This window comes from Micrococcus lacusdianchii, from assembly GCF_023155805.1.
In the GTDB taxonomy this organism is placed as follows: Bacteria; Actinomycetota; Actinomycetes; order Actinomycetales; family Micrococcaceae; genus Micrococcus; species Micrococcus lacusdianchii.
The window spans coordinates 161,937-188,231 of record NZ_JAKNUW010000001.1 but is presented as its reverse complement, the minus strand read 5'-3'; the positions used below and the strand labels follow the sequence as shown (position 1 = coordinate 188,231).

Here is a 26,295-nt window from a genome sequence, read left to right as displayed (position 1 = left end):
GGTGACGCGGCCCGGTCCTGCGAACGAGCGGACCTCACCCATGATGGGCCCGTCCCACGCGGCCACCGGCGCCGCGGCCTGGCTGGCGCTCACGCACTGGCAGTCGCCGATCGCCGTGCTGCACCTGCCCGCCGAGCTCCAGCTGCTCGGCGCCGTGACCACCGCCGGCGCGGCCATGATCAGCGACTGGGACCACCCCCGCGCCACCGTCGTCCACGCCCTGCCGCCCCTGACCGAGTGGATGAGCCGCGGCATCCGCCGCGTGGCCGGCGGGCATCGGAGCGGCACACACTCGCTGGTGGGGATCGCGGCGTTCACCGCCATCGCGACGGCGGCCGCCTCCATCCAGGTGCCGATCGCGGGGCACGTCTACACGCCGGGGCAGGGGGTCATCGCCGCGTTCCTGGCGGCCGTGGCCGCCAAGGCCCTCCGACTGCTCCCGAACCGGGGATGAAGGGCCGCGTGGGCGCTCGGCATCCTGGTCGCGGTGTCGGCGACCGTCCTCAGCGACGGGCTGTGGTGGATCCCCGCCTCCGTGGCCGTCGGCGTGAGCGTGCACATCCTCGGCGACGCCCTCACCAACAACGGGGTGGCCCTGCTCTGGCCGCTCAGCCCGGAGCCCCCCGCGCGCCTGTGGTGGTGGCAGTCCTCCGGACGGTTCCGGCTCCCCCTGCTCGGCCGGACCGGGTCCTGGCGGGAGTGGGCGCTCGTCTCGGTGATCACCGCGTTCACCGTGGTGCGGGCCGTGCGGCTCGTCCCGCTCGCCGCTCGGGGGGTGGCGGCACTGTTCTGAGCGACGGCACCCGGCCACCGCCTCGAGCAGCTCGTCCGACCCGGGGTCGCAGGCGTCGCATCCGCAGTCCGGCAGCAGCGCGTGCACCTGCCCCGGGGCGCTGACCGCCACCCGGCGCGACGGCGGCGCCCGCCTCCGCGAGCACCTCGGCCCACACGCGGGCCCGGGCGGTCATCCCGAGATCACTCCGCCGGCGTCAGTTCCCGCTTGAGGATCTTGCCCGTGGCGGTCTTGGGCAGTCCGTCCCGCACGCTCACGGTGCGCGGGTACTTGTAGGGGGCCACCTGGGACTTCACGTGCTGGATCAGCTCCTCCTCCGTGGCGTGCGCGCCGGGGGCGAGCACCACGTGCGCGGCGACCTCCTGGCCGAGCTCCGGGTGGGGCACCCCCACCACGGCGGCCTCCGCGACGGCCGGGTGCTCGTAGAGCACCTCCTCGATCTCGCGCGGGTACACGTTGAGCCCGCCGCGCAGGATCATGTCCTTCGTGCGGTCCACGATGTAGTAGTTGCCCGCGGCATCGCGCCGGGCGAGGTCGCCGGAGCGGAACCAGCCGTCCTCGGTGATGGCCTGGGCAGTGGCCTCCGGCTTGCCCCAGTAGCCCTTCATCACGTTCTCCCCGCGGATCCACACCTCACCCAGGGTCTCCTCGTCGCCCTCGGGCACGACGGCCCCGTCCGGCGTCACCAGCTGCAGTTCGCACCCGCGGACGGCGCGTCCGATCGAGCCCGGCTGATGCGCCTCACCCGGATGGTTGAAGCACGCCACCGGGGAGGTCTCGGACAAGCCGTAGCCCTCGAGGATCTCGCAGTCGAAGGTGGCCTCGAAGCGGCGCAGCAGCTCCACGGGCAGGGCCGATCCGCCGGAGACGCCCAGGCGCAGGCTGGCCAGGTCCTCCGGATGGTCCTTGGCCGCGGCCAGCACGGCCCCGTACATGGTGGGCACGCCGATGAACACGTCCACCGCGCACTCCCGGACGGTCTGCGCGGCCACGGCGGGATCGAAGCGGGGGATCAACGCCAGGCTGGCGCCCATCGTCACGGGCGCCATGAGCGCGCACGTGAGGCCGAAGACGTGGAACAGCGGCAGGCAGCCGAGCACGGTCTCCCCGTGCTGGAGCTGGATCAGCGTCTCCGCCGCGGTGTCCGCGTTGGTGCCCATGTTCCGGTGGGTCAGCTGGGCGCCCTTGGGGCGGCCGGTGGTGCCGGAGGTGTAGAGGATGACGGCGTCGTCCTCGAGGTCCCGCTCGACGGTCTCGGTCACCGGGCCGGGGCTCTCCGCGAGGTGCGGGGCGAGGCCGTCCTCGCCGAGGGTGCGCAGCGGCACACCGCGCTCGCGGGCGCCCTCCACGGCTTCCTCGGACGGCACGGACCACAGCATCGACGCGCCCGAGTCCTCCAGGTAGTACTCGATCTCGCGGCGCTTGAACAGCGGGTTCATCGGGACGACGACGGCGCCCAGCTGCAGGGCCGCGAAGAACACCACCGGGAACGCCGGGATGTTCGGCACCATGAGCGCCACGCGGTCCCCGGGGCCGATGCCCTCCTGCCGCATGAGCCCGGCCAGACGCTGGGACTGGTCCTGCAGCTCCGCGTACGTCATGCGGTTCTCGCCGAGGATCAGGGCGGTGGAGTGCGGATGCTCGGCGGCGGTGCGCCCGAGGCGGGCGGGCAGGGTGAGGGTCACGACGGGCCTCCGAGGGGAATCGGATGTGATGGGAACCACAGCGTAACGCCCGGCGGTGCTCGTTCGCTGTGAGCCGAGCGGGGTGTGTCGGCCGACCTCACGCCAGCGACATCACCGCGGGTCTGCCCGGCGGTGATGTCGCTGGCGCGCGGTCATCCACCGGCCCCGCCCGCGGCGCCGATGTGTCGTCTTCACAGCACAGGGGCGTAAGACTGTTCCCCGCACACCGCCGCCCGGACCGCCGGGCCAGACCGGAGGACAGACCATGACCGCACAGCCCCCCGCCACCCCTGCCATCCCCGAGACGATGAAGGCCGTCGTCATGCGCGCGCCCGGCGACGTCGTCGTCGAGGAGGTGGACACCCCGCGCGTCGCCCAGCCCACGGACGTGGTCCTGAAGCTGGCCGCCGCGTGTGTGTGCGGCTCGGACCTGTGGCCCTACCGCGGCCACAACGAGGTGGACCACCGCCGCATGGGCCACGAGTACGTCGGCACGATCGTGGAGAAGGGCGAAGACGTCGCCACCCTCGAGGTCGGCGACTTCGTGATCGGCTCCTTCATGCTCTCGGACAACACGTGCGAGATCTGCCAGGCCGGCTACCAGTCCCGCTGTGTCAACGCCGGCGAGTACACGGGCAGCCAGGCGCAGTACATGCGCGTCGAGCTCGCCGACGGCTCTCTCGTGAAGGTGCCCGGGGGCGAGCCCGCGGACCCGGAGCGTCTGGCCGACTACCTGGCCGCCTCGGACGTGCTCGGCACCGGGTGGTACGCCGCCGTGGCCGCGCAGGCGGGCCCCGGCAAGACCGTCGCCGTGGTGGGCGACGGCGCCGTCGGCCTCTGCGCGGTGCTGGCCGCCAAGACGCTCGGCGCGGAGCGGGTCATCGTGTTCTCCCGTCACGAGGACCGGGCCGCGCTGGCGCGGGAGTTCGGCGCCGACGTCGTGATCGCCGAGCGCGGCGAGGAGGGCGCCGCGAAGGTCAGGGAGCTGACGAACGGCTACGGCGCGCACGGGGTGTGCGAGGCCGTGGGCACCCAGGAGTCCATGGACCAGGCGCTCGCCTCCGTGCGGCCCGGCGGGTACGTCGGGTTCGTGGGCGTCTCCCACGACCAGACCCTCGACGGCTCCGACCTCTTCGGCCGGCAGATCCACCTCGAGGGCGGACCTGCCCCGGTGCGCCGATTCCTGCCCGAGCTGATCGAGCGCATCCAGGCCTGCGAGATCCAGCCCGGCCGCGTGTTCACGGCGCGCATGCCGATCGACGACGCCGCCGAGGCCTACCGGGCCATGGACGAGCGCCGCGAGATCAAGGTGCTGCTGGAGGTCTGAGCGCGCCGAGGCGCTTACCGTGTCTGCCGCGCCTGGCATCGTGGGCCGGTCATCCCCGACCGATCCGCACCCAGGAGGCCGCACCCCCATGATGGGCCCATCCCACGCCGCCACCGGCGCCGCCGCCTGGCTGGCCCTCACCGGGTGGTTCTCGCCCGTCCAGGTCCTGCACATGCCCCCCGAGATCCAGCTGCTCGGCGCGCTCACCACCGCCGGGGCCGCCCTGATCAGCGACTGGGACCACCCCCGCGCCACCGTCGCCCACGCCCTGCCGCCGGTCACCGAGTGGATGTCCCGCGGCATCAGCCGGGTGGCCGGCGGGCACCGGCGGGGCACCCACTCCTTCCTGGGGATCGCGGCATTCACCGCGATCGCCTCCGCCGCGGCCGCCCTGCAGGTGCCCGTCGGCGAGCGCGTCTACGGCATCGGGCAGGGCGTGATCGCGGCGTTCCTCGTGGCCGTCGCGGCCAAGGCCCTCAAGCTGCTCCCGCGCCGGGGGATGGTCTCCGCGTGGGCGCTGGGCGTCGTCGTCGCGGTGCTGGGCACCGTCCTGGGGGACGGGCTGTGGTGGATCCCCGCCTCGGTGGCGATCGGCGTGACCGTCCACATCCTCGGCGACGCCCTCACGAACAACGGTGTGGCTCTGCTCTGGCCCCTCCGGCCGGATCCGCCGGGCCGCCTGTGGTTCTGGCAGTCCGGCGGACGGTTCCGGTTCCCGCTGCTGGGCACCACCGGGTCCTGGCGGGAGTGGCTGTTCGTCTCCGTGGTCACCGCGTTCACCGTGGTGCGCGCCGTGGAGCTCGCCCCGCCCGCCGCGCGCGCGGTGGCCGCGCTGGTATGAGCGGGGGCCGGGGCGCGGCTCCGGAGGGTCCCGGACCGCTCCGCGCCCCCCACCGCCCCCCGCCTCACTCCTTCGGGGCGAGCTCCCGCTTGAGGATCTTGCCGGTGGCGGTCTTGGGCAGCCCGTCCCGGACGGTCACGGTGCGCGGGTACTTGTACGGAGCCACCTGGGACTTCACGTGCTCGATGAGCTCCTCCTCGGTGGCCTCCGTGCCGGGGGCGAGCACCACGTGGGCGGCGATCTCCTGGCCCAGCTCCGGGTGCGGCACGCCCACCACGGCCGCCTCGGCCACGGCCGGGTGCTCGTAGAGCACCTCCTCGATCTCGCGCGGGTACACGTTGAGCCCGCCGCGCAGGATCATGTCCTTCGTGCGGTCCACGATGTAGTAGTTGCCCCTGGCGTCCCGGCGTGCGATGTCCCCGGAGCGGAACCAGCCGTCCTCGGTGATGGCCTGGGCAGTGGCCTCCGGCTTGCCCCAGTAGCCCTTCATCACGTTCTCCCCGCGGATCCACACCTCACCCAGGGTCTCCTCGTCGCCCTCGGGCACGACGGCCCCGTCCGGCGTCACCAGCTGCAGTTCGCACCCGCGGACGGCGCGTCCGATCGAGCCCGGCTGATGCGCCTCACCCGGATGGTTGAAGCACGCCACCGGGGAGGTCTCGGACAAGCCGTAGCCCTCGAGGATCTCGCAGCCGAACGCGGCCTCGAACCGGCGCAGCAGCTCCACGGGCATGCTCGACCCACCGGACACCGCGAGCCGCAGGCTGGCGAGGGCCTCCGGGCGATCCTTGGCGGCGGCCAGCACGGCGCCGTACATGGTGGGCACGCCCACGAAGAGGTTGACCTTCTGGTCCTCGATGGTCTGCACGGCCTGCTGAGGGTCGAAGCGGGGGATCAGGGACAGCGTGGCGCCGACGGTCACGCAGCTCATGAGCGCGCAGGTGAGGCCGAACACGTGGAACAGCGGCAGGCAGCCCAGGATGGTCTCGTCCTGCTTCAGCATGATCAGCGTCTCCACCGTGGTGTCGGCGTTGGTGCCGATGTTCCGGTGCGTCAGCTGGGCGCCCTTGGGGCGGCCCGTGGTGCCGGAGGTGTAGAGGATCACGGCGTCGTCGTCGAGCTCGCGAGGCGAGATGTCCGAGACCGGGCCGGGGCTCTGCTCCAGGTACGGGGCCACCCCGTCCGCGCCCAGCGGGTACAGGCGCACGCCCTGCGCCTCGGCGGCCTCCTCGGCGTCCGGGGACGTCATGGCCCACAGCTGCGACGCCCCCGAGTCCTGCAGGTAGTACTCGATCTCGCGCCGCTTGAACAGCGGGTTCATCGGCACGACGACGGCGCCCAGCTGCTGGGCGGCGAAGAACACCACCGGGTACGCCAGGACGTTCGGCACCATGAGGGCCACGCGGTCGCCGGGCTTCACGCCGTCCTGGCGCATCAGGCCGGCCAGGCGCTGGACCTGGTCCTGCAGTTCGGCGTAGGTGAGGCGCTCCCCACCGAGGACGAGGGCGGGGGAGTCGGGGTGCTCGTCGGCGGTGCGCTCGAGCCGGGCGGGAAGGTTCAGGGTCACGGCGGGCCTCCAGACGACGGGATGTGACTGATGCCACACTGTATCAGGGACGGTGCGTCCCGGATGGTCCCTGCCGCTGAGGAGGGCCCGGTCCGCGACGACGTCGCGGACCGGGCCGGGGCGGCATTCCTCGCTCAGGAGGCGCCGAGCACCTGGACGCCCCAGGCGGCGGGGAGGAGGGCCACCACCGCGAGGACCACCAGGATCAGCGCGATGATGTTCAGGACGAACCCGACCCTGACCATCTCGCCGATGGTGACCTTGCCGGTGCCGAACAGCACGGCGTTCGGCGGGGTGCCCACCGGCAGCATGAAGGCGCAGTTCGCGGCCATGGCGGCCGGGACCATCAGCGCGAACGGGTGCATGCCCAGGGCCGTGGCGAAGGCCGCCATCACCGGCAGGATCATGGTGGCGGTGGCCGTGTTCGAGGTGATCTCCGTGAGGAACAGCACGAGTGCCGCCGAGATGACGACGACCAGCAGCGTGTTCAGTCCCTCGAGGGTCAGCAGGCGCGAACCGATCCACTCGGACAGGCCGGTGTCCACGAACCCGGCCGCGATGGCCAGGCCGCCGCCGAAGAGCAGGAGGATGCCCCACGGGATCTTGGTCGAGTCGTCCCACTCGAGCAGCCGCGTGGCCCGGTGCCCCTGGACGTCGCGCCCCCGCGCGGGGATCGTGAACAGGGCCACGGTGGCGACGACGGCGATCATGCCGTCCGAGATGCCCGGCAGCAGGTCCGTCCAGATGAAGGTGCGGGTGATCCACAGGAAGGCGGTGAGGGCGAACACGATGCCCACGGCCTTCTCTTCGCGGGACATCCGGCCCAGCCCCGCCCGCTCCTCACGGATGACGGCGGCTCCACCCGGCAGCTCCGTGAAGCCCACACGGAAGGAGACGCGGGTCATGTACACCCACGCGAACGCCAGCATCAGGACCACCACGGGCACGCCGATGACCATCCACTGGGCGAAGCCGACGCTCTCGCCGGCGAGCTCGGCGGCCGAGCCGGCCATGATGGCCAGCGGCGGAGTGCCGATCAGGGTGCCCAGGCCGCCGATGGTGCCCGCGTACGCGACGCCGAACAGCAGTGACTTCTCGAACCGGGAGAGGTCCTGCCGATGCTCCGGGCTCTTCATCGACTGGGTGGCCTGATGGGCCACCGCGAGGGCCACCGGGGTCATCATCATCACGGCCGCGGTGTTGGAGACCCACATGGACAGGAAGGCGGTCGCCACCATGAAGCCGAGCACGATCCGTTTCGGGCTGACGCCGATCGCGCTGACGATGGCCAGCGCGATGCGCCGGTGCAGGTCCCACTTCTCCAGGGCGATGGCCAGGATGAAGCCGCCGAGGAACAGGAAGATGATGTCGTTGCCGTAGGAGGACACGACGTCCGTGCCGGACATGGCGCCGGTCAGGGGCAGCAGCACGATCGGCAGCAGGGACGTCGCGGGGATCGGGATGGCCTCGGTGATCCACCAGGTGGCCACCCACAGGGTGACGGCCAGGACGGAGCGGCCCTCGGGGGAGAGGTCGGCCGGCTGGATCACGTACTGGAACAGGATGAACAGCAGCGGGCCGAGGACCAGGCCGATGAGCTTGGCCGGCGGGTAGCTGCGCTGGTCGCGGTCGTCGCCCTCGGGCAGCAGCGACTCTCCGTCCCCGTCGTCGGCGCGCGGTGCCGGGGGTGTCGCGGTGCGGGCGTCGGCGTCGGCGCGGTTGCCGACGGCATGCGAGCCGCCGGAGGAGTCGCCCGCCGTTCCGCGGCGGAGGACCTTCAGGGTGAGCAGATCCTTGGTCTGGTGGTGGGAGTCCCAGAGTGCGTTCCACGCGGCTGCGGGGGTGAGTGACGTCATGGTGTCCCCTCTCGGGTCGGTGCGAGCATCCGGAACGCCGACCATCGCGCGGATCCGGGGATCCGCGATGCTGCAGGTCCGGCGCCGTGGCCGGGGTCGGGCGAGGATGTGCCCGGAACTATATCGAGGATGTGACACCGATCACGAAGAAGGTCGGGCCCGGGTTGTGCGCCGCCCGCTGTCGAAGCAGGGGGTCGGAGGCTCCGGGGTGTGGCCGGCGCCGCGCGGGGGCCGCCCTAGGTTCGGCCGGCCGGATCGCACCGTCGTCCCACCTCACCCCGTGGTCTAGCGTGGGCTCATGCCCCGCCCTCCGCGGCCCGCGTTCCCCGCCGCCCCTGGCCCTGCCCCCGACTCCACCCCCGCGCGAGTCCTCGGCTCCGCCCTCGGCGGGGTCCTCGCGGTCCTCGCCAACGCCCCGGCGCTCGTCCCGCGCCGGCAGCCGCTCCACGAGCGCGGTGAGACCCGGGACGCCGTGTGGCGCGTGCACACGCCGTGGCCGGAGTCCGGCGTCGAGGTCCTGGCCTCGGCGGGGGAGACCCCCGTGCTGGCGTGCACCTCCCGCGCCATGGGCCTGCCGTCCCCGTGGCCGGACTTCACCGGTCTCGCCCTGCGCTTCCCCGATGACGCCGCCCTCCTCTTCGCCTCGACCGGCACCGGGCCGCACACGCGCCGTCTCCTCGCCCTGCGCACCCCGGACGCGGTCGACCCGCTCACCACGCTGCTGCCCCTGCACACCCGGCTCGGCCGCGTGGAGCTCGGCGCGCAGGTGGACGGCCGCTCGGTCCGCATCCTGACGTCCCTCGAGGGCGGCCCGTGGGCGGACCGGGCCACGGTCCACCTCGGCGAGCGCGCCGGAGCGGTGGTGCGTTTCGACCCGCTCCATCCGCCCCGCGGGCTGGCGTGGAGCGGCTTCTGGGCCGCGGCGCGCGGGCCGGCCTACGCTCTCGCCCGCAGGATCACCCCGGGCGCGGAGTGAGGCCGAGGGCCGCGCCGCCGCACGTCAGGGGTGGGGTTCCTGTGCCGTCCTGATTACCGTCACATGATCATCGCTCTCGACCGGGGGACCCCCATGGAAGCGTTCATCGCACCCGTCAACGAGATCATGTGGAGTCTTCCCATGGTCGTGATCATCCTGCTGATCGGCTCGTACTTCACAATCCGCATGGGCTTTCCGCAGATCCGCCTGATCAAGGACATGGTGGGCCAGCTCGTCCGCGGCAGCCGCACCAGCGCCGGCATCAGCTCCTTCGAGTCCTTCGCCATGGCGCTGGGCGGTCGCATCGGCGTGGGCAACATCGCCGGTGTCGCCGTGGCCATCCACCTGGGCGGACCCGGCGCCCTGTTCTGGATGTGGGTGACCGCATTCCTCGGCGCCCCGGTGGCCGTGGCCGAGTCCTCCCTGGCGCAGCTGTACAAGCACAAGGTCCGCGGCGAGTTCCGCGGCGGCCCCGCGTTCTACATCCTCGAGGGCCTCGGCCGGCACTGGCGCTGGCTCGCCGTGGCCTACGCCGCCGCCACCGTGTTCGCGACCGTCTTCACCGGCCCGCAGATCCAGGCCAACGCCGTCACCGCCGCCACCGCGCAGGCCTGGGGCTGGGACCCGCTGTGGACGGGTCTGGGCATGGCAGCCGTCTTCCTGCTGATCGTGTTCGGCGGCATGCACCGCCTGGGCCGCACCGTGGGCCTCGTGGTCCCCTTCATGGCGGCCGCCTACATCCTGGTGGGCCTCGTCGTCGTCGCGCTGAACTGGGCCGCCGTGCCCGCCATGGTCCAGCTGATCTTCACCACCGCCTTCGCCGCGGACACCGCCTACGCGGGCATGCTCGGTGCCGCGATCTCCTGGGGCGTGCGCCGCGCCATCTACTCCACCGAGATCGGCACCGGCTCCGGCGCGCAGGCTGCCGCCGCGGCCAACGTGACCCACCCCGTCAAGCAGGGCCTGGCCCAGGGCTTCTCCGCGTACGTGGACACCCTGTTCGTGTGCACCATCACCGGCCTGATGATCCTCTCCACGGACCGCTTCAACGTCCTCGGCGCGGACGGGCAGACCCCGATCGTGGAGAACGTGCCCGGCGCCGAGGCGGGCCCGGCCTGGACGCAGCTGGCCATCGACACGGTCATCCCCGCGTTCGGCCCGTCCCTGGTGGCCCTGGCCGTGCTCCTCTTCGCGTTCACCACGCTGCTGTCCTTCGACTTCTACGCCGTGACCAACCTGGCCTACCTGATCAAGAGCACCTCCGTGCAGCGGGCGGCCACCGTGATCGCCCACCTCGTCCTCGCCGCGTCGGTGGTGTTCGGCGCCACCCAGAAGTCCTCCGCGGCCTGGGCGCTCGCGGACTTCGGCGTCGGCCTCTACACGTGGGTGAACATCGTGGCCCTCATCCTGCTCAGCGGCCTCGCCGTCCGCCTGGTCCAGGACTACGACCGCCAGCGCCGCCAGGGCCTGGACCCCGTGTTCGACCCGCGTGCCCTCGGCATCCCCAACGCCCCGCTCTGGGAGCGCCTGGCCGACGAGCACGCCCGCACCGGAGACGTGGACGTCGCCATGCAGCACGTGGCGGACACCGCCCCGGACACCCGGGCCATCGCCCTGGTGGACCCGGGCCGCCGCTGACCGCCGCCCCGCCGCCCCGCCCGCCATCCCTGACGCCCCAGGAGACCCCCGCCCATGCAGCTCGACCTGATCCTCGAGGACGCCGACGTCCTCACCATGGACCCGCGCCGCCCTCGGGCAAGCCGCGTGGGGATCTGGCGGGGCGTCGTCGTCGGTGTGGACGAGGAGCTGGACGGGCTCGCGGCGGCGGAACGCGCGGACATGCACGGGGCGTTCGTGATGCCCGGCTTCAACGACGCGCACGCCCACAGCGTGTGGTTCGGCCAGTCCCGCCTGGACGTGGACCTCGAGGGTGCCACCACCGCCACGGAGGTGTACGCGCGGATCGGCGCGCGGGCCGCCACCCAGGCCCCCGGCGCGTGGATCACATGCACGGGATACGACGCCGGCCACGTCCACGGCCCCCAGCCGGACCGGGACGGCCTGGACGCCGCGGCGGCCGGACGCCCCGTGCTGATCCGGCACAACACCGGCCACTCACTGACCGTGTCCGGCGCGGTGCTCACGTGGGCCGGCGTGGGCGAGTCCGTGGTGGAGCAGCCCGAGGGCGGGCGGATCGCCGTCGACGACGCCGGCCGCCCCACCGGGCTGCTGGACGAGACCGCCCTGCACCTCGTCACCCGGCTCGTGCAGCCGGAATCCCTCGAGCACATCGGGGCCTGCCTCGAGCGTGCGTCCGCCGAGTACGCGGCCGAGGGCATCACCTCCGTGACGGACGCGGGGATCGCCGGCGGGTGGATCGGCCACAGCCCGTTGGAGTTCGCCGCCTACCAGCGAGCCCTCGACGCCGGCCGCCTGCGCACCCGCTTCCAGACGATGGTCACGCTGGACGCCCTCCAGTCCGTGGCCGGCCATCCCGACGACGGCCCGCAGCTCACCCTCGGCGCCGGCGTGCGCAGCGGCGCGGGGGACGAGCGGCTGCAGATCGGTCCCGCCAAGGTGTTCACCGACGGCGCGATGCTGGGCCGCACCGCCGCCATGACCGAGGACTACTGCGGCGGCGCCCACGGGGGCCACGGCCGGGGCTACCTCCAGCAGGACGAGCACGAGATGCGCCGGGCGTGCCTGGCCGCGGCGGGGTCCGGATGGGCGCTGGCCATGCACGCGATCGGCGACGCCGCCCTCGACTTCTCCCTGGACGTGATCGCCGAGGCCCTCGACCGGCACGGCCGCCCCGTGATGCCGCACCGCGTGGAGCACGGCGGCGTGGTGCGGGAGGACCAGGTGGCCCGCATGGCCGCCCTCGGCGTGGTCATGACCACCCAGCCGAACTTCATCAGCGCGTTCGGCGAGTCCGTGCGCGAGCGGATCGGGGAGGACCGGGCCCTGCTGAGCTACCCGGCCGGGCGGCTGCTGCGTGCCGGGCTCGTGCTGCCGGGCAGCTCGGACCGCCCCGTGGCCGGCGGTCGGCCGCTCGAGGTGGTGCGGGACTTCGTGCTGCGCCGCACCGAGCAGGGCCGGGACTACGGCCCCGACGACCGCCTCACCGTGGACGAGGCCCTGCACGCCTACACCGTGGGCTCGGCCGAGGCCACCGGCTGGGGCGCGCGCAAGGGGCGGCTCTCGGCCGGGTGCCTGGCCGACGTCGTGGTGCTGGGCGCGGACCCGCGCGCGGTGCCGGCCGAGGAGATCGGGGAGATCCCCGTGCAGGCGACGCTCGTCGGCGGGGAGCTGGTGCACGGGACGCTCTGAGGGGCCGGGCTGGCCCCGTCGTCCTCCTCCTCGCCCGGGCGCAGTACTGCCACGCAGATCCCGGTCTACGTGGCAGTAGTGCGCCCGAGCCCGGGGCTCACGCCCCCCCAGCCGGCGCGCAGCAGGGCCCTCAGCGGCTCGGGCTCACCAGACGTCACCGGAACAGTGCCGGCACCGCCTCCCGCATCTTCTCCTCGAGGATCGGGGAGGCGGAGGCCGCGAAGTCGTTGGTCAGGTGGTGTCCGTCATGCCAGACGACCACATTGCCCACGACGGCGTCGCATTTCTCCCCGCCCTCGCGCAGCGCGGGGCAGACGTTCTCCAGCAGGTCCACGGCATGCACGCCCTCGGGGAGGTCGGCGAGCTCGAGCGGGTTCTGCTCGGCGATCTGCGCGGTGGAGGGGCCGCACTCCGCGGAGGCTCGGCCCTCGGCCAGGCAGTCGGAGACGTGGCCGAAGCGGCGGGGGGTGCCGCGCAGCAGCAGCACGTCCGTCCCCGTCTCGCTGATCTGCCGCCAGCGCTCCGGCGCCTCGTCCATGATGAACTCCCGCTTGGTGTCCATGCGCGTCCCGGGCGTGATGACGAGGTCGGCGTCGGCCGTCCGGAGCCACTCGACGAAGTTGTCCTGCCACTCCTGGCACTTGGGGTCGTCCTCGCCCTCCAGCCGGCCGAAGGGGCAGCTGGAGCGGTCCACCACCAGGACCTCCCAGTCCTGGCGGTCCGCCACCTGGCGCACCGCGGACACCCAGTGGCCCGCGTGGGAGCCGCCGGCGACGACGACGCGCGCCCGCGGCTCCTCCGGCGGGTTCGGGTCGTCGCACACGAGGACCTCCTCCGTGCCGGGCGTCTGGTGGGCGCTCTGCTTGCAGCCCCACGCGTAGTAGTCCGGACGCACGGAGGGCAGCACGTCGAGGGCGGGCACGGGGTCGACGTCGGCCGGTGCGGCGGCGGCGCCCGCGGTGACCATGGCCCCGGGGTGGAGCGGAGAGGCCTCCGCGACGGCGGACGGATCCGGCCGGGATCCGATCGCCGCCGTCGCCGCTCCGCCGCCGGCCAGCAGCACCAAGAGCCCTGCCGCGATCGAGGTCCGGTTCAGGCGCCGCAGCCTCCGGCTCGAGGCCCCGCGGGGGAGCCGGGTGAGCGGCCCCTCCACGAGCCGGTGGGTGAGCCAGGCGAGCAGGAAGGAGGCGGACAGGATCACGGCGGCGAGCCCCAGGCCCACGGACTCCCGGTCGAGGAGCTCCATGGCGAAGATGAGCAGCGGCCAGTGCCACAGATAGAGGGCGTACGAGTGGTCTCCCACCCAGGAGAACACCCGCCCGGAGAGCAGTCGGGTGGCGGTCCCGGGAGCGTCGGCCGCGCCGCCCTCGGGCCCGCCCGCCGCGAGCACGAGTGCGAGACCGGCCAGCGGCCACAGGGACCACGGGCCCGGGAACAGCTGCGCGCCGTCGAGCACCAGACCACACGAGACGACCAGCAGCACGCCCAGCCACCCGGCCGCACCGCGGACCGGACGCGGCAGGGTCAGCCGTGTACCCAGGAGGGCGAGCAGTCCGCCGAAGGCCAGCTGCCACAGGCGCGTCCCCGTGGCCAGATACGCCTCCGGCTGGTGGACGGATCCCAGATAGAGGGCGTAGGCGAAGGACCCCGCCAGGATGAGGCCCGTCAGCACGGCCATCACCGCTGCGGCGGACCGCCTCAGCCGTCGGGCGATCCCGACGGCGAGCAGCGCCACCAGAGGCCAGACCAGATAGAACTGCCCCTGCACGGAGAGGGACCAGAAGTGCTGGAACGGCGAGGTCTCCGGTCCGGCGGCGCCGTAGGCGAGCTGGGACGAGATCAGCTCGAGGTTCTCGTAGTAGAGCAGGGATGCGCGGGCCTCAGCCCACAGCTGGGCGTGCCGGGTGAAGGGCAGGGCGAGCAGACCCAGCGCCGTCGTCGCGGCCACGACGAGAGCCGCCGGCGCGAGGATGCGGCGGGCGAGGCGGCCGAAGTAGCGCCCCGCGTCGATCCGCCCGCCCCTCTCGGCGGCCTCGCGCAGGAGCATGCCCGTGAACAGGAAGCCGCTGACCGCGAGGAACAGGTCGATGCCGCCGGAGATGCGGCCGTCGCCGAAGAGTGTGGAACAGCACGACGCCGAGGATCGCCAGGCCCCGTAGGCCGTGCAGCTCGGGCCGGAAACGTCGTTCCGGGAGGCCCTGGAGGAGCCGGTCGCCCGGTTCGTCGATGGCCACGTCCGTACGGCGTCCCTGGGATCTCACATCTGCACCCTAATGGAGACGTGGAGCTCGACGAGGCTCGACTGAGCCCCCCGGCCGGGCCGGTCAGTCCGCGGTGAGGAACGCGGTCACGTCCGCCGTGAACCGCTCGGTCTCCTCGTAGGGGAGCATGTGGCCGGAGCGCTCGTAGACCTCGAACCGGGCGCCCGGGATCAGGTCCGCCACCGCGCGGCCGGCCTCCGGCGGGTTCAGGCCGTCCTCGGCGCCGGAGAGCACCAGGGTGCGGGCGGTCACCGTGGGCAGGCCCGGGCGCAGGTCGAACCCCTCGATCGACTCCTCGTTGGTCCGGCGCTCCTCGCGGGAGAGGTTCTCCGCCGCGTTCACCACGTGCAGGATCTCCCGACGCCGGTCCGCGTCCGTCGCCGAGGACCAGATGGCCTCCTGGAGGGCGGCCATCAGGTCGTCCGCGGAGGCCGTCTCCGGGTCGAGACCCGCGCGCTCCGCGGCCGTGACGGTGGACGACGTCCTCCCCGCCGCCTTCGGGCACACCAGCACCAGCCGCTGCACGTGGTCCGGCTCCTGGATCGCGGCGCGCGCCGCGATGTACGAGCCCATCGAGTACCCCACCACGTGGGCCTCCGGGTAGCCGTCGTGCACGATCAGCTGGTTCAGGGCGGTGGCCTGGTCCTCGAGGGTGAACGCGTCCAGGCGCTCCGACTCGCCGTGGCCGAGCATGTCCGGGGCGATCACGTGGAAGCGCTCGGCCAGCCGCTTCGCGAGGGCCTCGTAGGACAGGGTTCCGTGGTCGAGCTCGAGGGAGGGCACCCGGAGAGGCTAGTGCACGGCTCCGGACACGCGCTGGGCGTGGAGGCCGTCAGGCCGGGCGCGGGGCCCGCCCGTGGTCCGCCGCGTACGAGGCCACGGCCTCCTCCACCGAGTCCCCGTCCACCGTGAACCCGGACACGAGTGCCTCCCGCAGCCGTTCGAGCGCCCCGGCCAGGCGCTCGCCGCTCATGCGGACGTCCGGGGAGGCGGCGCGGCGGGCGGCGTCGCGGAGCTCGAGCGCGTACGGCAGCTGCGCGGAGAGCGCGAGGGCCGGGTCCGACTCGCGGAAGTTGTACGTCTCCGAGTGCTGGGTGAGGTCCACCCCGACGCGCAGGACCTGACCCGTGACGTCGTCGAGCACGCGGGAGACCGCCGCGGGGTCCCTCTCGTCGAGGCCCTCGTGCCACCGGGCCGCGGCGAGCCCGTGCAGCTCGGCGGCCAGCGCGCGACGCCGGCTCAGCGGCGGGTGGATCTGCGCGAACCACGTGAGTGCCGCCGTCAGCAGGGCGAAGCCGGTCAGCGCCTCCAAGGGGACCAGGAGCCGGAGGATCGGGTGCGTGGGGACCACGTCCCCCAGGCCCAGGGTGGCCAGGCTCACGAGGGAGGCGTAGACGGCCTCGGCGGGGCGGGTGTAGTCGGACGGGTCGACGCCGGGGGAGTAGGAGAAGCCGTCCGGCAGGTGCGGCAGGTAGACGAGCGCCCACCCGGCCACCTGCAGCAGGACCCACATCAGGATCACGGCCACCATGGCCGCGGGTCCCACGGTCCCGCCCAGCGCGTGGCCCGTGGCCCGGGAGAGCCGCCATGCGCCCGTGAGGACCAGGTCCGTGAGCGTGCCCTGCGAGCGGGGGTGCAGGAGGGCGTGGAACATGTCCCGCAGCCCCACCGCGATCAGCACGACGCCGATCAGCGTCAGCAGCACGTCCATGCGGTCCTCGTCCCTCGAGCCGGGCGGGCCCGGGGTGCGGGCCGCGGCGGTCCGGGCGGGCCGCCGGGCTCCACCCTGCCACGGACCCTGGCGGAGGGTGTCCCGCCGGGGTCCGGCGGGGTCAGGCCTTCTTGACCGTGATGGTCCACTCCGCGGCGCCGCGCTTGATGAAGTCCGTGACCTCGTGGCCGTTCTCCGCGGGCCGGCTCAGCCGATCGGCGTGAGCTTCACGGAGCGGGCCGCCCCGGCGTCCGCCGCCGGGCCCTCGGCCGAGGTGAGGCCGGAGGCGGGGACCGGCGTCGTGCGACCGGAGCACAATGGGCGGCATGACCGCGTTCACAGACCTGACGCCTCCCGTCCCCGCCTTCGCGCCCGTCCTGCACCACCGGACAGAGCACCTCGGCCCGGGGGAGCCGATCGCGGCGCCGCTGGTCGGCGCGAGCACGTTCGCCGTCCCCGGGGACCCGGCCCTCTCCGGCGCGGCCTACCAGTACGGCCGCTGGGACTCGCCCACGTGGACGGTGCTCGAGGAGTCCCTCGCCGCGCTCGAGGGCGCCCCCACGCTCGCGTTCCCCTCCGGCATGGCGGCCATCGCCGCCGTCCTGATGCCCCTGCTCGAGGCCGGCGACCGCGTCCTGCTGCCCTCGGACGGCTACGGCGCCGTCCGGCAGCTCGCGGACGCGTTCCTCGTGCCGCGCGGCATTCGGGTGGAGCACGTCCCGACGCCGGAGGTCGCCTCCCGCGACCTCGCCGGATACCGCATGGTGTACCTCGAGACCCCGTCCAACCCGGGGCTGCGTGTGGCGGACATCGCCGCCGTGGCCGAGCGGGCGCACGCGGCGGGTGCCGTCGTCGTGGTGGACAACACCACCCTGACCCCGCTGGGGCAGCGGCCCCTGGAACTCGGCGCGGACGTCGTGGTCAGCTCGGACACCAAGGCCGTCAACGGGCACTCGGACGCGCTCGGCGGGCACGTCTCCACGCGGGACGAGGCCGTGCTGGAGCGGGTGCGGCGCTGGCGCACGCTGGTGGGTGGGATCCCCGGCGCGCACGAGTCGTGGCTGATCCACCGCGGCCTGGAGACCCTCGAGGTCCGGTTCGCGCGCATGTGCGCCTCGGCACAGGCGCTCGCGGAGCTGTTCGCGGGTCAGGTCGGCGCCGGACGTCCGGTGGGGGCGGTGGCGTACCCGGGGCTGCCGGACCACCCGGACCGCGACGTCGTCGCCCGCCAGATGACCGCCCACGGCCCGCTCATCGGGGTCACCTTCGCGGACGAGGCCACGGCCGAGCGGTTCATCGGCGCCATGCGGTGGATGGTGCCGGCCACGAGCTTCGGCGGCACCCACACCTCGGCGGAGCGCCGAGCCCGCTGGGGCGACGACGTCGCGCCCGGGTTCGTGCGCGTCGCCGTCGGCTGTGAGCCGACCGCGGAGCTGGTCGCCGAGACCCGGCGGGCGCTGGCCGGGCTCGGCGGCTGAGTCCCCGCCCCGGCCCGCCCGTCCCGCCCGCGCGGCCACTCCCCGGCCGGTCGGCCCTGCTTGCAGCCTGGTCCCCCGCGTGGGACCGTGGCGAGAGTCATCCCCGCGCGCCGACCGCGCCCGTCACCCCGGAGGAGCACCATGACCGGCCGCCCGACCCGCCCGTCCCTGCCCGCCACGGCCCTCGCGGAGCAGGTCCCCGAGGACCGCGTGATGGACCCGGGCATCCGCCCGCTGTGGGCCGGCATGCCCGCCGTGACGGGCCCCGTGCACGCCGTGCGCTGCGCCCCCGGGGACAACCTCATGATGCACGCGGCGGTCTACCGGGCGGCCCCGGGCTCGGTGATCGTGGTCGACGCCGGCGGCTCGGCCCCGGCGGTGGCCGGCGGCAACGTGTGCGCGGTGGCCCAGCGCCGCGGGATCGCCGGGTTCGTGGTGGACGGCAACATCCGGGACGTCGCCGAGGCCCGGGAGCTCGGCTTCCCGATCTTCGCGCGGGGCGTCTTCCCCAAGCCGGGCACCAAGAAGGGCGCGGTCTCCCAGGAGGACGTGCGGGTCGGCGGCGTGGCGGTGCGCACCGGGGACGTGATCGTCGCGGACGAGGAGGGGGTCGTCGTCGTGCCGGCGGACGCTGCGGAGGAGGCGTTCGCCGCCGCCCAGGCCAAGGCCGCCGCGGAGGACGCCATGAGCCTGGACGAGTGGGAGGCCGACCACCGCCGCAAGGTGGAGGCGGGTCTCGCCGCGAACGAGGACACCGAGCCCCTGCCGCGCTGACTGCGTGCCCGCTCGGCGGCCGCGCACCTGAGGGCTGGCCCCGGCCGGAGGGGCTTCCTACGCTGGGAGGGCCGGCGCGGCTCGCGCGGCGGCCACACAGACGAAGCGAAGGAGCACGACATGTCCCAGGACGACGCGAACACCACCACCACCGACCAGCTCACCCTGCAGGACCCCACGAAGCGCTACCCCGTGATCAGCCCGCCGGAGCAGTCGCTGCCCGGCACCGGCCTGGACGCGGAGATGACGCCGAAGGCCGACCTGGGTGAGAAGTCCTACCGCGGCACCGGCCGACTCGAGGGCCGCAAGGCGCTCATCACCGGCGGTGACTCCGGCATCGGCGCGGCCACCGCGATCGCGTTCGCGCGCGAGGGCGCCGACGTCGTGATCACCTACCTGCCCGAGGAGGAGAAGGACGCCCAGCACGTCCTCGAGGTCCTGCAGGCGGAGGGGCGCACCGCCGTCGGGATCCCCGGCGACCTCCGCGACAAGACGTTCTGCGCCGACCTCGTGGCCCAGGCGGTCGAGAAGCTCGGCGGGCTGGACGTGCTGGTGAACAACGGCGGCAAGCAGGTGGCGCAGGACTCGATCGAGGACATCGACGACGAGCAGCTCGAGGCCACCTTCGACATCAACATCCTGGCCCAGTTCCGCCTGGTCAAGGCCGCCCTGCCGCACCTGAAGCCGGGCGCCACGATCATCAACACCACCTCCGTGGTCGCCTACATGGCCCCGGAGCAGCTGGTGGACTACTCCGCCACGAAGGCCGCCATCAACACCTTCACGAAGGCCCTGGGCCAGCAGCTGGCCCCGAAGGGCATCCGCGTGAACGCCGTGGCGCCCGGTCCGATCTGGACCCCGCTGCAGCCCTCCGGCGGCCAGAAGCCGGAGGCCCTGCCGGAGTTCGGCCAGTCCACTCCGCTGGGCCGCGCCGGGCAACCCACCGAGCTCGCCCCGGCGTACGTGTTCCTGGCCTCCCCGGAGTCCTCCTACGTGGTGGGCGCGACCATCCCGGTGACCGGGGGCATGCCCACGCCGTGACGCCCCCCGCCCCGGACGTCCACGCCCCCGCATCGCAGGCCCCCGCCGGCGATGCGCGGCGCGTGGACGTCCTGGTCGTCGGCGGGGGACAGGCCGGCCTCGCCGCCGGCTACCACCTGCGCCGCCTGGCCCGGGACGCCGCGCGCGGCCGGGGCGGACCGGCGCCGAGCTTCGCCATCCTCGACACGGCCGAGACCCCGGGCGGGTCCTGGCTCCACTACTGGGACTCGCTCACGCTGTTCTCCCCGGCGGAGACCAGCTCCTTGCCGGGTTGGCGGATGCCCGCGTGGCCCGGGCCCGACACGCCCTCCGCGGATCACGTGGTCGCCTACCTGACCGAGTACGAGCGCCGCTACGAGCTGCCCGTGCACCGGCCCGTCACCGTCCTCGAGGTCGCCGACGCCCCCGACGGCGGCTTCGCCGTGCGCACGGACCGCGGCGACTGGCACGCCCGCGCCGTGATCTCCGCGACCGGCTCGTGGACCCGCCCGTTCCTGCCGCACCTGCCCGGTGCGGAGGACTTCGCCGGCCGTCAGCTGCACACGGCGGACTACCGCCGCGCCGAGGACTTCGCGGGGCAGCGGGTGCTGGTGGTGGGCGGTGGCAACTCCGGCGCGCAGATCGCCGCCGACCTCGCGCCCGGGGCCCGCGCCCTCACGTGGGCCACGCGCCGCCCGCCCCGGTGGATGCCCGATGACGTCGACGGCGCCGCGCTCTTCCGTGTCGCCTCCGCGCGGGTGCGGTCCTCGGCCGACCCGGGTGGGCAGGCTGGTCCGGACGGGCGTGAGAACGGGGAGCACGCCGGCGTCGGAGCCCTGGGGGACATCGTGGTCCTGCCGCCGGTGCGCCGTGCCCGCGAGGCGGGCCTGCTCGTGGCCCGGCCGATGCCCGAGCGGCTCACCGCGGACGGTGCCGTGTGGGCGGACGGCTCGCACGAGCCGCTGGACGCCGTGGTGTGGTGCACCGGCTTCCGTCCTGCACTCGGCCATCTGCGCCCGCTCCGGCTGACCCGCCGCGGGGACGTCCCGGCCATGCGCCAGTACCCTCCCACCGCGTCCGCGGACCGGGCCGGGCTGTTCCTGCTCGGCTACGGGGACTGGTGCGGACCGGCGTCGGCCACCCTCGTGGGGGTGGGCGCCCCCGCCCGGGCGACGGCGGCCGCTGCGGCGGAGCACCTGCGGACCACCGAGGCCTGAGCCGCGGACCTCCCGCGCCGGCGACCCCTCGACGCGTGATCCGGCACACCCCTATCCTGGCTGACCAGGCGTCGGAGCGCGGCCCGGGACCCTCCGTTCGGCCGCGTCTGCTCCCGCAGCGCCCCGCCCGATGCTCCCCGACCCCCTGGAGTACCCCCGCATGATCCGGTTCGAGCACGTGGGCAAGACGTTCCCGGACGGCACCCGCGCCGTCGAGGACTTCAGTCTCGAGGTCCCGTCCCGCACCACCACCGTCCTCCTCGGCTCCTCCGGCTGCGGCAAGACCACGCTCCTGCAGATGGTCAACCGCATGGTGGACCCCAGCTCCGGCCGTGTCCTGATCGACGACGAGGACGCCGCCGCCCTGGACCCGGTGCGGCTGCGCCGCCGGATCGGCTACGTCATGCAGAACGCCGGCCTGCTGCCGCACCGCACCGTGCTGGACAACCTCCTGACCGTGCCGCGCCTGACCGGACGGGTCTCCGCCGCGGACCGGACCCGCGCGCAGGAGCTGCTCGAGCTCGTGGGGCTGTCCCCGGCGCTGGCGCAGCGCTACCCGGCGCAGCTCTCCGGCGGCCAGCGCCAGCGCGTGGGCGTGGCCCGCGCCCTCGCCCCGGATCCCGACGTGCTCCTGATGGACGAGCCGTTCAGCGCCGTCGACCCGGTGGTCCGCGGCGAGCTGCAGGCCGAGATGCGCCGCATCCAGGGCGAGCTCGCCAAGACCGTCCTGTTCGTCACGCACGACGTGGACGAGGCTGTCCTGCTCGGCGACGAGGTCCTCGTGCTCCGCGAGGGCGCCCGGATCGCGCAGCAGGGCCCCGGGGAGGAGATCCTCCTGCACCCGGCCTCGGACTTCGTGCGCTCGTTCGTGGGCGGAGACCGCCGCCGCCTGCACGTGGAGGATCGTGCGGGCACCGCCACCGTGGTGGACGCCGCCGGGCGCGTGGCCGGGACCCTGGAGGCCCGATGACCTGGATCTCCACCAACCTCGACTTCATCCTGTCCCTCGCCTGGCAGCACACCCTGATCGCAGCGCCCGCCGTCCTGCTGAGCCTGCTGATCTCCGTGCCGGTGGCCCGCCTGGCCAACGCCACCGGCTGGGGTCGGAAGCTGATCGTGGGCGGATCCTCCCTGCTCTACGCCATCCCGTCCCTCGCGGTGTTCGTGATCCTCCCGGGCCTGATCGGCACGCGGATCCTGGACCCCGTGAACGTGGTCGTGGCGCTCACCCTCTACGGCGCGGCCCTGCTGGTGCGCAGCTCCTCCGAGGCGTTCGACGCCGTCGACGACGAGCTGCTCACCGCCGCCACCGCCCAGGGCCACAGCGCGTGGCAGCGGTTCTGGCGGGTGGAGCTGCCCCTGGCGGGCGAGTCGATCCTGGCCGGCACGCGCGTGGTCTCCGCGTCCACGATCTCCCTGGTGTCCGTGGGCGCGCTGATCGGGGTGCAGTCCCTGGGCACGCTGTTCACGGAGGGCTACTCCCGCAGCTTCCTCACGGAGATCGCCGTGGGGATCGTGGGCACGGTGATCCTGGCCGTGGTCTTCGACGTGGTCCTCCAGGGGATCGCCGCCCTGCTCATGCCGTGGACCCGCCGCCAGGCCGGCCCCCGCCGGACCCGCCGCTCGGCGGCGCCGGGCACCGCCCGCGCCGACGACGCCGTCCCCACCCCCGACCCGGCCGTCGCCACCGCTGGAGGCACCCGATGATCGCCTCCCTGATCGCGTGGTTCTCGGACCCGGACCACTGGTCCGGCCCCGGCGGGGTGCCCGCTCGGGCCCTCGAGCACCTGGGCTACTCGGCCCTGGCGCTCGTGATCGCGGTGCTGATCGCCGTGCCCGTGGGTGTGTGGATCGGGCACACCGGGAGGGGGCGGCGCGTCGTCGTCGGCCTCTCCAGCGCGCTGCGCGCCCTGCCCACCCTCGGCCTGCTGACGTTCCTGGCGATCGTGCTGCAGATCGGGCTGCGGCAGGCCGTGATCCCCACGACGATCGTGCTGGTGGTGCTGGCGGTCCCGCCGCTGCTGGCCGGCACGTACGCCGGGCTGCAGGCCGTGCCCCGCGAGGTGGTGCACGCCGCCCGCGCCAACGGCCACTCCACGGGCCAGCTGATCGGCCAGGTCGAGCTCCCGCTGGCCCTGCCCATGGTGGTCGGCGGCCTGCGCTCGGCCACACTGCAGGTGCTGGCCACCACGTCGGTGGCCGCGTATCTGGGCCTCGGCGGCCTCGGCCGCTATCTGTTCGACGCGCTCGCGGTGCAGGACTACACCACCATGCTCGCGGGCGCCCTCCTGATCGCCGTCCTGGCCCTGGCCGTGGATGGTCTGCTCCTCCTCCTCCAGCGACTCCTCACCCCCACCGGCCTGCGCGCTGCCCGCGCCCGGGTCTGACCCCGAAAGGACACCGTCATGGCGACTCACCCGTTCCGCCCCGGTCCGCTCTCCGCTCGCCTCCCCGAGGCCGTCACCCCGCGCCGCCGGGCCGTGCTCGGCATGCTCGCGGCCGCGCCCCTGCTGGCCGCCTGCGGCGGCGACCCCCTCTCCTCCGCCTCCTCCACCCCGGCCGCGGACGGCGCGTCCCCGGGCGGGGCCGGCGGCGTGGTGCGCGTGGGCTCGGCCAACTTCCCCGAGTCCGAGATCCTCGGCGAGCTGTACGCGCAGGCCCTCGAGGCGGAGGGCCTGCAGGTGGAGCGCAAGATGCAGATCGGCGCCCGCGAGGTGTACATCGCCGCGCTGCAGGACGGCTCGGTGGACGTGGTCCCCGAGTACAGCGGCAACCTGCTGGGCTACTTCGACAAGGAGGCCACGGCGTCGTCCTCCGAGGAGGTGGCCGCCGCCCTCGAGGGCGCGCTGCCCGAGGGGCTGACGGCCCTCACCCCCGCCGAGGCGGAGAACAAGGATTCCTACAACGTCACCGCCGGCTTCTCGAAGGAGCACGGCATCACCTCGCTCGCAGACCTCGCCGGGTACGCGGGCACCCTGCGGATCGGCGGCCTGCCGGAACTGGCGGGCCGGGACTACGGCGCCGGCCTGTCCGGGCTCACCGAGATCTACGGGGTCCCGCAGGAGAAGATGGCGTTCACCCCCATCAGCGACGGCGGCGGCCCCCTCACGGTGCGCGCCCTCACCGACGGGGACGTGGACGTGGCGAACATCTTCTCCACGACGCCGGCCATCCAGGAGAACGGGTTCGTGGTCCTGGAGGACCCGAAGGGCATGATCACGGCCCAGAACGTGGTGCCCCTGGTGTCCTCGGAGAAGGTCACGGACCGTCTGCGCGCGGCCCTGGACGCCGTCCAGAAGAAGCTCACCACGGACGACCTGCTGGCGATGAACGCCGCCACCATGGGGGCGGAGAAGAAGCAGGCGCGTCAGGTGGCCGCCGACTGGCTCCGCCAGAAGGGCCTCGTCTGAGCCGGGTGTCCGGCTGACGGGCGTCCTCCTTCGGCGGGCGTCGGCGGGACCTCCCGTCTCGGGCCACACTGTGCCAGCGTGGGAGGCCGACGCGGCGCATGCCGCAGGACGAAGGAGGACGGCATGACCGGACCCATCCGTCTGGACATCGCCCCGGGCCGGTCCACGGCCGACCACGCGGGCCCGCGCCTGGCCCTGCGCAAGAGCGGCTTCGCGGACGACGCCGCCGCCGTCCGCTGGGTGGACAGCCTCACCCCGCTCGGGGCGTGCCGCCCGCGGGGCCTGGCCCTGCGGTCCCGGATCCGTCAGGCCCGGCCCACGCTGACGCACGAGGCGGTGGCGCACCTGCAGCGGCTGGCGGAGGACGGGGAGGACTGAGTCCTCCGCCGGGGAGTCTGCCTGCAGGCGGACGCACATCGTTCACATCCGCGCGGGCGAGGATGAGCCCGGCGCGTCGTCAGCGCGCACAAGTGCCCTCGCCGCTGCCGCTCCCCCCTGACCTGGACTTCTCCCCGTTGCCCTTGTTCAACAACGCCAAGGGCAGCTACCGTTCGTTCCTGGCACACAGCGTCGTGGCCAGCCCGGCCGTCCACGCCCGACCCGCACCCGTCCCGACGGGCGGCGAGCCGACGTCGGACGATTCCCCGGTGGTCCATGCGCGCCCTCGCCCAGCGGACCGCCCGGCACCCTCGGACCGGTCCGCACGGTGAGCACATCCCGCTCCACCAGACCCAGAAGAGGACCCCATGACCTCCGCATCGTCCCCGTTGGCCAACGCACTGGCCCAGCTCGAGAGGGCCGTCGAGACCCTCGGCTGCGACGAGGGCACCCACCAGCTCCTCGCCAACCCCCGCCGCGAACTCTCCGTCAGCATCCCGCTGCGTCGTGACTCCGGGGAGGTGGAGGTGTTCCACGGCTACCGCGTGCAGCACAACTTCTCCCGCGGCCCCGCCAAGGGCGGTGTGCGCTTCGCCCCGTCGGTGGACCTGGACGAGGTGCGCGCCCTGGCCATGTGGATGACCTGGAAGTGCGCCCTCGTGGACGTGCCCTACGGCGGCGCCAAGGGCGGCGTGGCCATCGACCCGCGCAACTACTCCCAGGCCGAGCTGGAGCGCGTCACGCGGCGCTACACCACCGAGATCCTGCCGGTCATCGGCCCGGACAAGGACATCCCGGCCCCGGACGTGGGCACGGACGAGAAGACCATGGCCTGGATGATGGACACGTACTCCGTGGCCATGGGCCACACCGTGCAGGGCGTCGTCACCGGCAAGCCCGTCTCCCTGGGCGGCTCCCTGGGCCGCGCCGAGGCCACCTCCCGCGGCGTCGTCCACATCGCGCTCGCCGCTCTGAAGCACAAGGGCATCGACCCGAAGGGCGCCACCGCGTCCGTGCAGGGCTTCGGCAAGGTCGGCGCCGGCACCGTGGAGTTCCTCTCCGACGCCGGCCTGAAGGTCCTGGCCGTGTCTGACCAGTACGGCGCCGTCCGCCGCGCCGAGGGCGTCGACTACGCCGCCCTCGCCGCCCACGTGGCTGAGACCGGCTCCGTGGTCGACTGCCCCGGCACCGAGGCCATGGACCCCGCGGAGCTGCTCACCATGGACGTCGACGTCCTGGTGCCCGCCGCCGTCGAGGGCGTCCTCACCGCGGACAACGCGGCCGACGTCCAGGCGACGATCGTGGTGGAGGGCGCCAACGGCCCCACCACCGGTGCGGCCGACGCGATCCTCAACGAGAAGGGCGTGCTCGTCGCCCCGGACATCCTGGCCAACGCCGGTGGCGTGATCGTGTCCTACTTCGAGTGGGCGCAGGCCAACCAGGCCTACCGCTGGACGCTCCAGGAGGTCAACGACCGCCTCGCCGAGCGCATGCGCACCGCGTGGGACGGCGTCCTGGCCGCCAGCCAGAAGCACGGCGTGTCCCTGCGCGAGGCCGCCACCGTCACCGCGGTGAAGCGCGTCAAGGAGGCGCACGAGATCCGCGGCCTCTACCCGTGATCTGACGCCGGCCCCGGCGCTGACGACGACGCCCCCGCACCTTCCCTCCGGA

Annotated in this window: 21 protein-coding genes and 1 pseudogene; 16 read left to right on the top strand and 6 right to left on the bottom strand. The window is 73.8% G+C overall.

All coding sequences use genetic code 11. The annotated features are described in order from the left end of the window. The first annotated feature begins 40 nt into the window (after nucleotides 1-40). Nucleotides 41-793 (top strand): annotated as a pseudogene (locus MA879_RS12585) (metal-dependent hydrolase). Nucleotides 794-975: 182 nt separating this feature from the next. Here the strand turns inward: MA879_RS12585 and MA879_RS00930 are convergent. Further along, complete coding sequence (locus MA879_RS00930) at nucleotides 976-2,478, bottom strand: long-chain-fatty-acid--CoA ligase (RefSeq protein ID WP_248122477.1); 1,503 nt, start codon at nucleotides 2,476-2,478, stop codon at nucleotides 976-978. A 265-nt stretch (nucleotides 2,479-2,743) separates the two neighbouring features. Here MA879_RS00930 and MA879_RS00925 point away from each other — a divergent pair, with 265 nt between their 5' ends. After that, the gene (locus MA879_RS00925) at nucleotides 2,744-3,805 is read left to right on the top strand and encodes a zinc-binding dehydrogenase (protein ID WP_248122475.1); all 1,062 of its coding nucleotides are present in this window, start codon (nucleotides 2,744-2,746) and stop codon (nucleotides 3,803-3,805) included. 88 nt (nucleotides 3,806-3,893) lie between these two features. After that, the gene (locus MA879_RS00920; RefSeq protein ID WP_248122473.1) at nucleotides 3,894-4,646 is read left to right on the top strand and encodes a metal-dependent hydrolase; all 753 of its coding nucleotides are present in this window, start codon (nucleotides 3,894-3,896) and stop codon (nucleotides 4,644-4,646) included. Between the two features lie 64 nt (nucleotides 4,647-4,710). On the opposite strand, the gene MA879_RS00915 is transcribed toward MA879_RS00920, so the two are convergent. After that, the gene (locus tag MA879_RS00915) at nucleotides 4,711-6,213 is read right to left on the bottom strand and encodes a long-chain-fatty-acid--CoA ligase (protein WP_248122471.1); all 1,503 of its coding nucleotides are present in this window, start codon (nucleotides 6,211-6,213) and stop codon (nucleotides 4,711-4,713) included. Between the two features lie 134 nt (nucleotides 6,214-6,347). After that, the gene (locus MA879_RS00910) at nucleotides 6,348-8,069 is read right to left on the bottom strand and encodes an SLC13 family permease (protein WP_248122469.1); all 1,722 of its coding nucleotides are present in this window, start codon (nucleotides 8,067-8,069) and stop codon (nucleotides 6,348-6,350) included. 298 nt (nucleotides 8,070-8,367) lie between these two features. On the opposite strand from MA879_RS00910, the gene MA879_RS00905 reads away from it, so the two are divergent. The 3 genes from MA879_RS00905 to MA879_RS00895 all read left to right on the top strand — a co-directional run bounded on the left by MA879_RS00905 (nucleotide 8,368) and on the right by MA879_RS00895 (nucleotide 12,375). Beyond that, nucleotides 8,368-9,045, top strand: coding sequence for a phosphodiesterase (locus MA879_RS00905; protein ID WP_248122467.1), 678 nt, complete (start codon nucleotides 8,368-8,370; stop codon nucleotides 9,043-9,045). A 93-nt stretch (nucleotides 9,046-9,138) separates the two neighbouring features. Next, on the top strand, nucleotides 9,139-10,683 hold the full coding sequence (locus MA879_RS00900) for an alanine/glycine:cation symporter family protein (protein ID WP_248122465.1): 1,545 nt from the start codon (nucleotides 9,139-9,141) through the stop codon (nucleotides 10,681-10,683). 54 nt (nucleotides 10,684-10,737) lie between these two features. After that, nucleotides 10,738-12,375 carry an amidohydrolase gene (locus tag MA879_RS00895; RefSeq protein ID WP_248122463.1) on the top strand — a complete coding sequence of 546 codons (1,638 nt, stop codon included), beginning with the start codon at nucleotides 10,738-10,740 and terminating at the stop codon, nucleotides 12,373-12,375. 154 nt (nucleotides 12,376-12,529) lie between these two features. Here MA879_RS00895 and MA879_RS00890 read toward each other — a convergent pair whose 3' ends face one another. The 3 genes from MA879_RS00890 to MA879_RS00880 all read right to left on the bottom strand — a co-directional run bounded on the left by MA879_RS00890 (nucleotide 12,530) and on the right by MA879_RS00880 (nucleotide 16,347). Continuing rightward, nucleotides 12,530-14,458, bottom strand: a complete 1,929-nt coding sequence (locus tag MA879_RS00890; protein ID WP_282447475.1) for an acyltransferase family protein — start codon at nucleotides 14,456-14,458, stop codon at nucleotides 12,530-12,532. A gap of 241 nt (nucleotides 14,459-14,699) precedes the next feature. Continuing rightward, complete coding sequence (locus tag MA879_RS00885; protein ID WP_248122459.1) at nucleotides 14,700-15,419, bottom strand: alpha/beta fold hydrolase; 720 nt, start codon at nucleotides 15,417-15,419, stop codon at nucleotides 14,700-14,702. 49 nt (nucleotides 15,420-15,468) lie between these two features. Beyond that, the gene (locus MA879_RS00880; RefSeq protein WP_248122457.1) at nucleotides 15,469-16,347 is read right to left on the bottom strand and encodes a potassium channel family protein; all 879 of its coding nucleotides are present in this window, start codon (nucleotides 16,345-16,347) and stop codon (nucleotides 15,469-15,471) included. A 326-nt stretch (nucleotides 16,348-16,673) separates the two neighbouring features. On the opposite strand from MA879_RS00880, the gene MA879_RS00875 reads away from it, so the two are divergent. The 10 genes from MA879_RS00875 to MA879_RS00830 all read left to right on the top strand — a co-directional run bounded on the left by MA879_RS00875 (nucleotide 16,674) and on the right by MA879_RS00830 (nucleotide 26,243). Continuing rightward, nucleotides 16,674-17,825 (top strand): cystathionine gamma-lyase, encoded by a 1,152-nt coding sequence (locus MA879_RS00875; RefSeq protein ID WP_248122455.1) that lies wholly within the window; start codon nucleotides 16,674-16,676, stop codon nucleotides 17,823-17,825. A gap of 141 nt (nucleotides 17,826-17,966) precedes the next feature. Continuing rightward, nucleotides 17,967-18,599, top strand: a complete 633-nt coding sequence (locus tag MA879_RS00870) for an RraA family protein (protein ID WP_248122453.1) — start codon at nucleotides 17,967-17,969, stop codon at nucleotides 18,597-18,599. Nucleotides 18,600-18,719: 120 nt separating this feature from the next. Beyond that, nucleotides 18,720-19,640 (top strand): SDR family oxidoreductase, encoded by a 921-nt coding sequence (locus tag MA879_RS00865; protein ID WP_248122451.1) that lies wholly within the window; start codon nucleotides 18,720-18,722, stop codon nucleotides 19,638-19,640. Continuing rightward, nucleotides 19,637-20,836: an ArsO family NAD(P)H-dependent flavin-containing monooxygenase gene (locus tag MA879_RS00860; protein WP_418001201.1), complete on the top strand. Its 1,200-nt coding sequence runs from the start codon at nucleotides 19,637-19,639 to the stop codon at nucleotides 20,834-20,836. The genes MA879_RS00865 and MA879_RS00860 overlap by 4 nt, the downstream gene beginning before the upstream one ends. A 160-nt stretch (nucleotides 20,837-20,996) precedes the next feature. Further along, nucleotides 20,997-21,806, top strand: a complete 810-nt coding sequence (locus MA879_RS00855; RefSeq protein WP_248122655.1) for an ABC transporter ATP-binding protein — start codon at nucleotides 20,997-20,999, stop codon at nucleotides 21,804-21,806. Then, a complete protein-coding gene (locus tag MA879_RS00850; RefSeq protein WP_248122449.1) occupies nucleotides 21,803-22,543 on the top strand; it encodes an ABC transporter permease in 741 nt (246 codons plus the stop codon). Before MA879_RS00855 ends, MA879_RS00850 begins: the two co-directional genes overlap by 4 nt. Beyond that, nucleotides 22,540-23,223, top strand: a complete 684-nt coding sequence (locus tag MA879_RS00845) for an ABC transporter permease (protein ID WP_248122430.1) — start codon at nucleotides 22,540-22,542, stop codon at nucleotides 23,221-23,223. The genes MA879_RS00850 and MA879_RS00845 overlap by 4 nt, the downstream gene beginning before the upstream one ends. An 18-nt stretch (nucleotides 23,224-23,241) precedes the next feature. Then, entirely contained in the window at nucleotides 23,242-24,246 is a 1,005-nt protein-coding gene (locus tag MA879_RS00840; RefSeq protein WP_248122428.1) for an ABC transporter substrate-binding protein, read from the top strand. Nucleotides 24,247-24,369: 123 nt separating this feature from the next. Beyond that, nucleotides 24,370-24,624, top strand: coding sequence for a hypothetical protein (locus MA879_RS00835; RefSeq protein WP_248122426.1), 255 nt, complete (start codon nucleotides 24,370-24,372; stop codon nucleotides 24,622-24,624). 368 nt (nucleotides 24,625-24,992) lie between these two features. Further along, nucleotides 24,993-26,243 carry a Glu/Leu/Phe/Val family dehydrogenase gene (locus MA879_RS00830; RefSeq protein ID WP_248122424.1) on the top strand — a complete coding sequence of 417 codons (1,251 nt, stop codon included), beginning with the start codon at nucleotides 24,993-24,995 and terminating at the stop codon, nucleotides 26,241-26,243. Nucleotides 26,244-26,295: the final 52 nt, after the last annotated feature.

What these genes read in the sequence shown, in the direction of transcription:
- MA879_RS00925 (WP_248122475.1), top strand. Translation starts at nt 2,744, where the DNA reads ATGACCGCACAGCCCCCCGCCACCCCTGCCATCCCCGAGACGATGAAG.
- MA879_RS00835 (WP_248122426.1), top strand. Translation starts at nt 24,370, where the DNA reads ATGACCGGACCCATCCGTCTGGACATCGCCCCGGGCCGGTCCACGGCC.
- MA879_RS00875 (WP_248122455.1), top strand. Translation starts at nt 16,674, where the DNA reads ATGACCGCGTTCACAGACCTGACGCCTCCCGTCCCCGCCTTCGCGCCC.
- MA879_RS00920 (WP_248122473.1), top strand. Translation starts at nt 3,894, where the DNA reads ATGATGGGCCCATCCCACGCCGCCACCGGCGCCGCCGCCTGGCTGGCC.
- MA879_RS00895 (WP_248122463.1), top strand. Translation starts at nt 10,738, where the DNA reads ATGCAGCTCGACCTGATCCTCGAGGACGCCGACGTCCTCACCATGGAC.
- MA879_RS00840 (WP_248122428.1), top strand. Translation starts at nt 23,242, where the DNA reads ATGGCGACTCACCCGTTCCGCCCCGGTCCGCTCTCCGCTCGCCTCCCC.
- MA879_RS00905 (WP_248122467.1), top strand. Translation starts at nt 8,368, where the DNA reads ATGCCCCGCCCTCCGCGGCCCGCGTTCCCCGCCGCCCCTGGCCCTGCC.
- MA879_RS00830 (WP_248122424.1), top strand. Translation starts at nt 24,993, where the DNA reads ATGACCTCCGCATCGTCCCCGTTGGCCAACGCACTGGCCCAGCTCGAG.
- MA879_RS00880 (WP_248122457.1), bottom strand. Translation starts at nt 16,347, where the DNA reads ATGGACGTGCTGCTGACGCTGATCGGCGTCGTGCTGATCGCGGTGGGG.
- MA879_RS00845 (WP_248122430.1), top strand. Translation starts at nt 22,540, where the DNA reads ATGATCGCCTCCCTGATCGCGTGGTTCTCGGACCCGGACCACTGGTCC.
- MA879_RS00855 (WP_248122655.1), top strand. Translation starts at nt 20,997, where the DNA reads ATGATCCGGTTCGAGCACGTGGGCAAGACGTTCCCGGACGGCACCCGC.
- MA879_RS00865 (WP_248122451.1), top strand. Translation starts at nt 18,720, where the DNA reads ATGTCCCAGGACGACGCGAACACCACCACCACCGACCAGCTCACCCTG.
- MA879_RS00910 (WP_248122469.1), bottom strand. Translation starts at nt 8,069, where the DNA reads ATGACGTCACTCACCCCCGCAGCCGCGTGGAACGCACTCTGGGACTCC.
- MA879_RS00850 (WP_248122449.1), top strand. Translation starts at nt 21,803, where the DNA reads ATGACCTGGATCTCCACCAACCTCGACTTCATCCTGTCCCTCGCCTGG.
- MA879_RS00870 (WP_248122453.1), top strand. Translation starts at nt 17,967, where the DNA reads ATGACCGGCCGCCCGACCCGCCCGTCCCTGCCCGCCACGGCCCTCGCG.
- MA879_RS00900 (WP_248122465.1), top strand. Translation starts at nt 9,139, where the DNA reads ATGGAAGCGTTCATCGCACCCGTCAACGAGATCATGTGGAGTCTTCCC.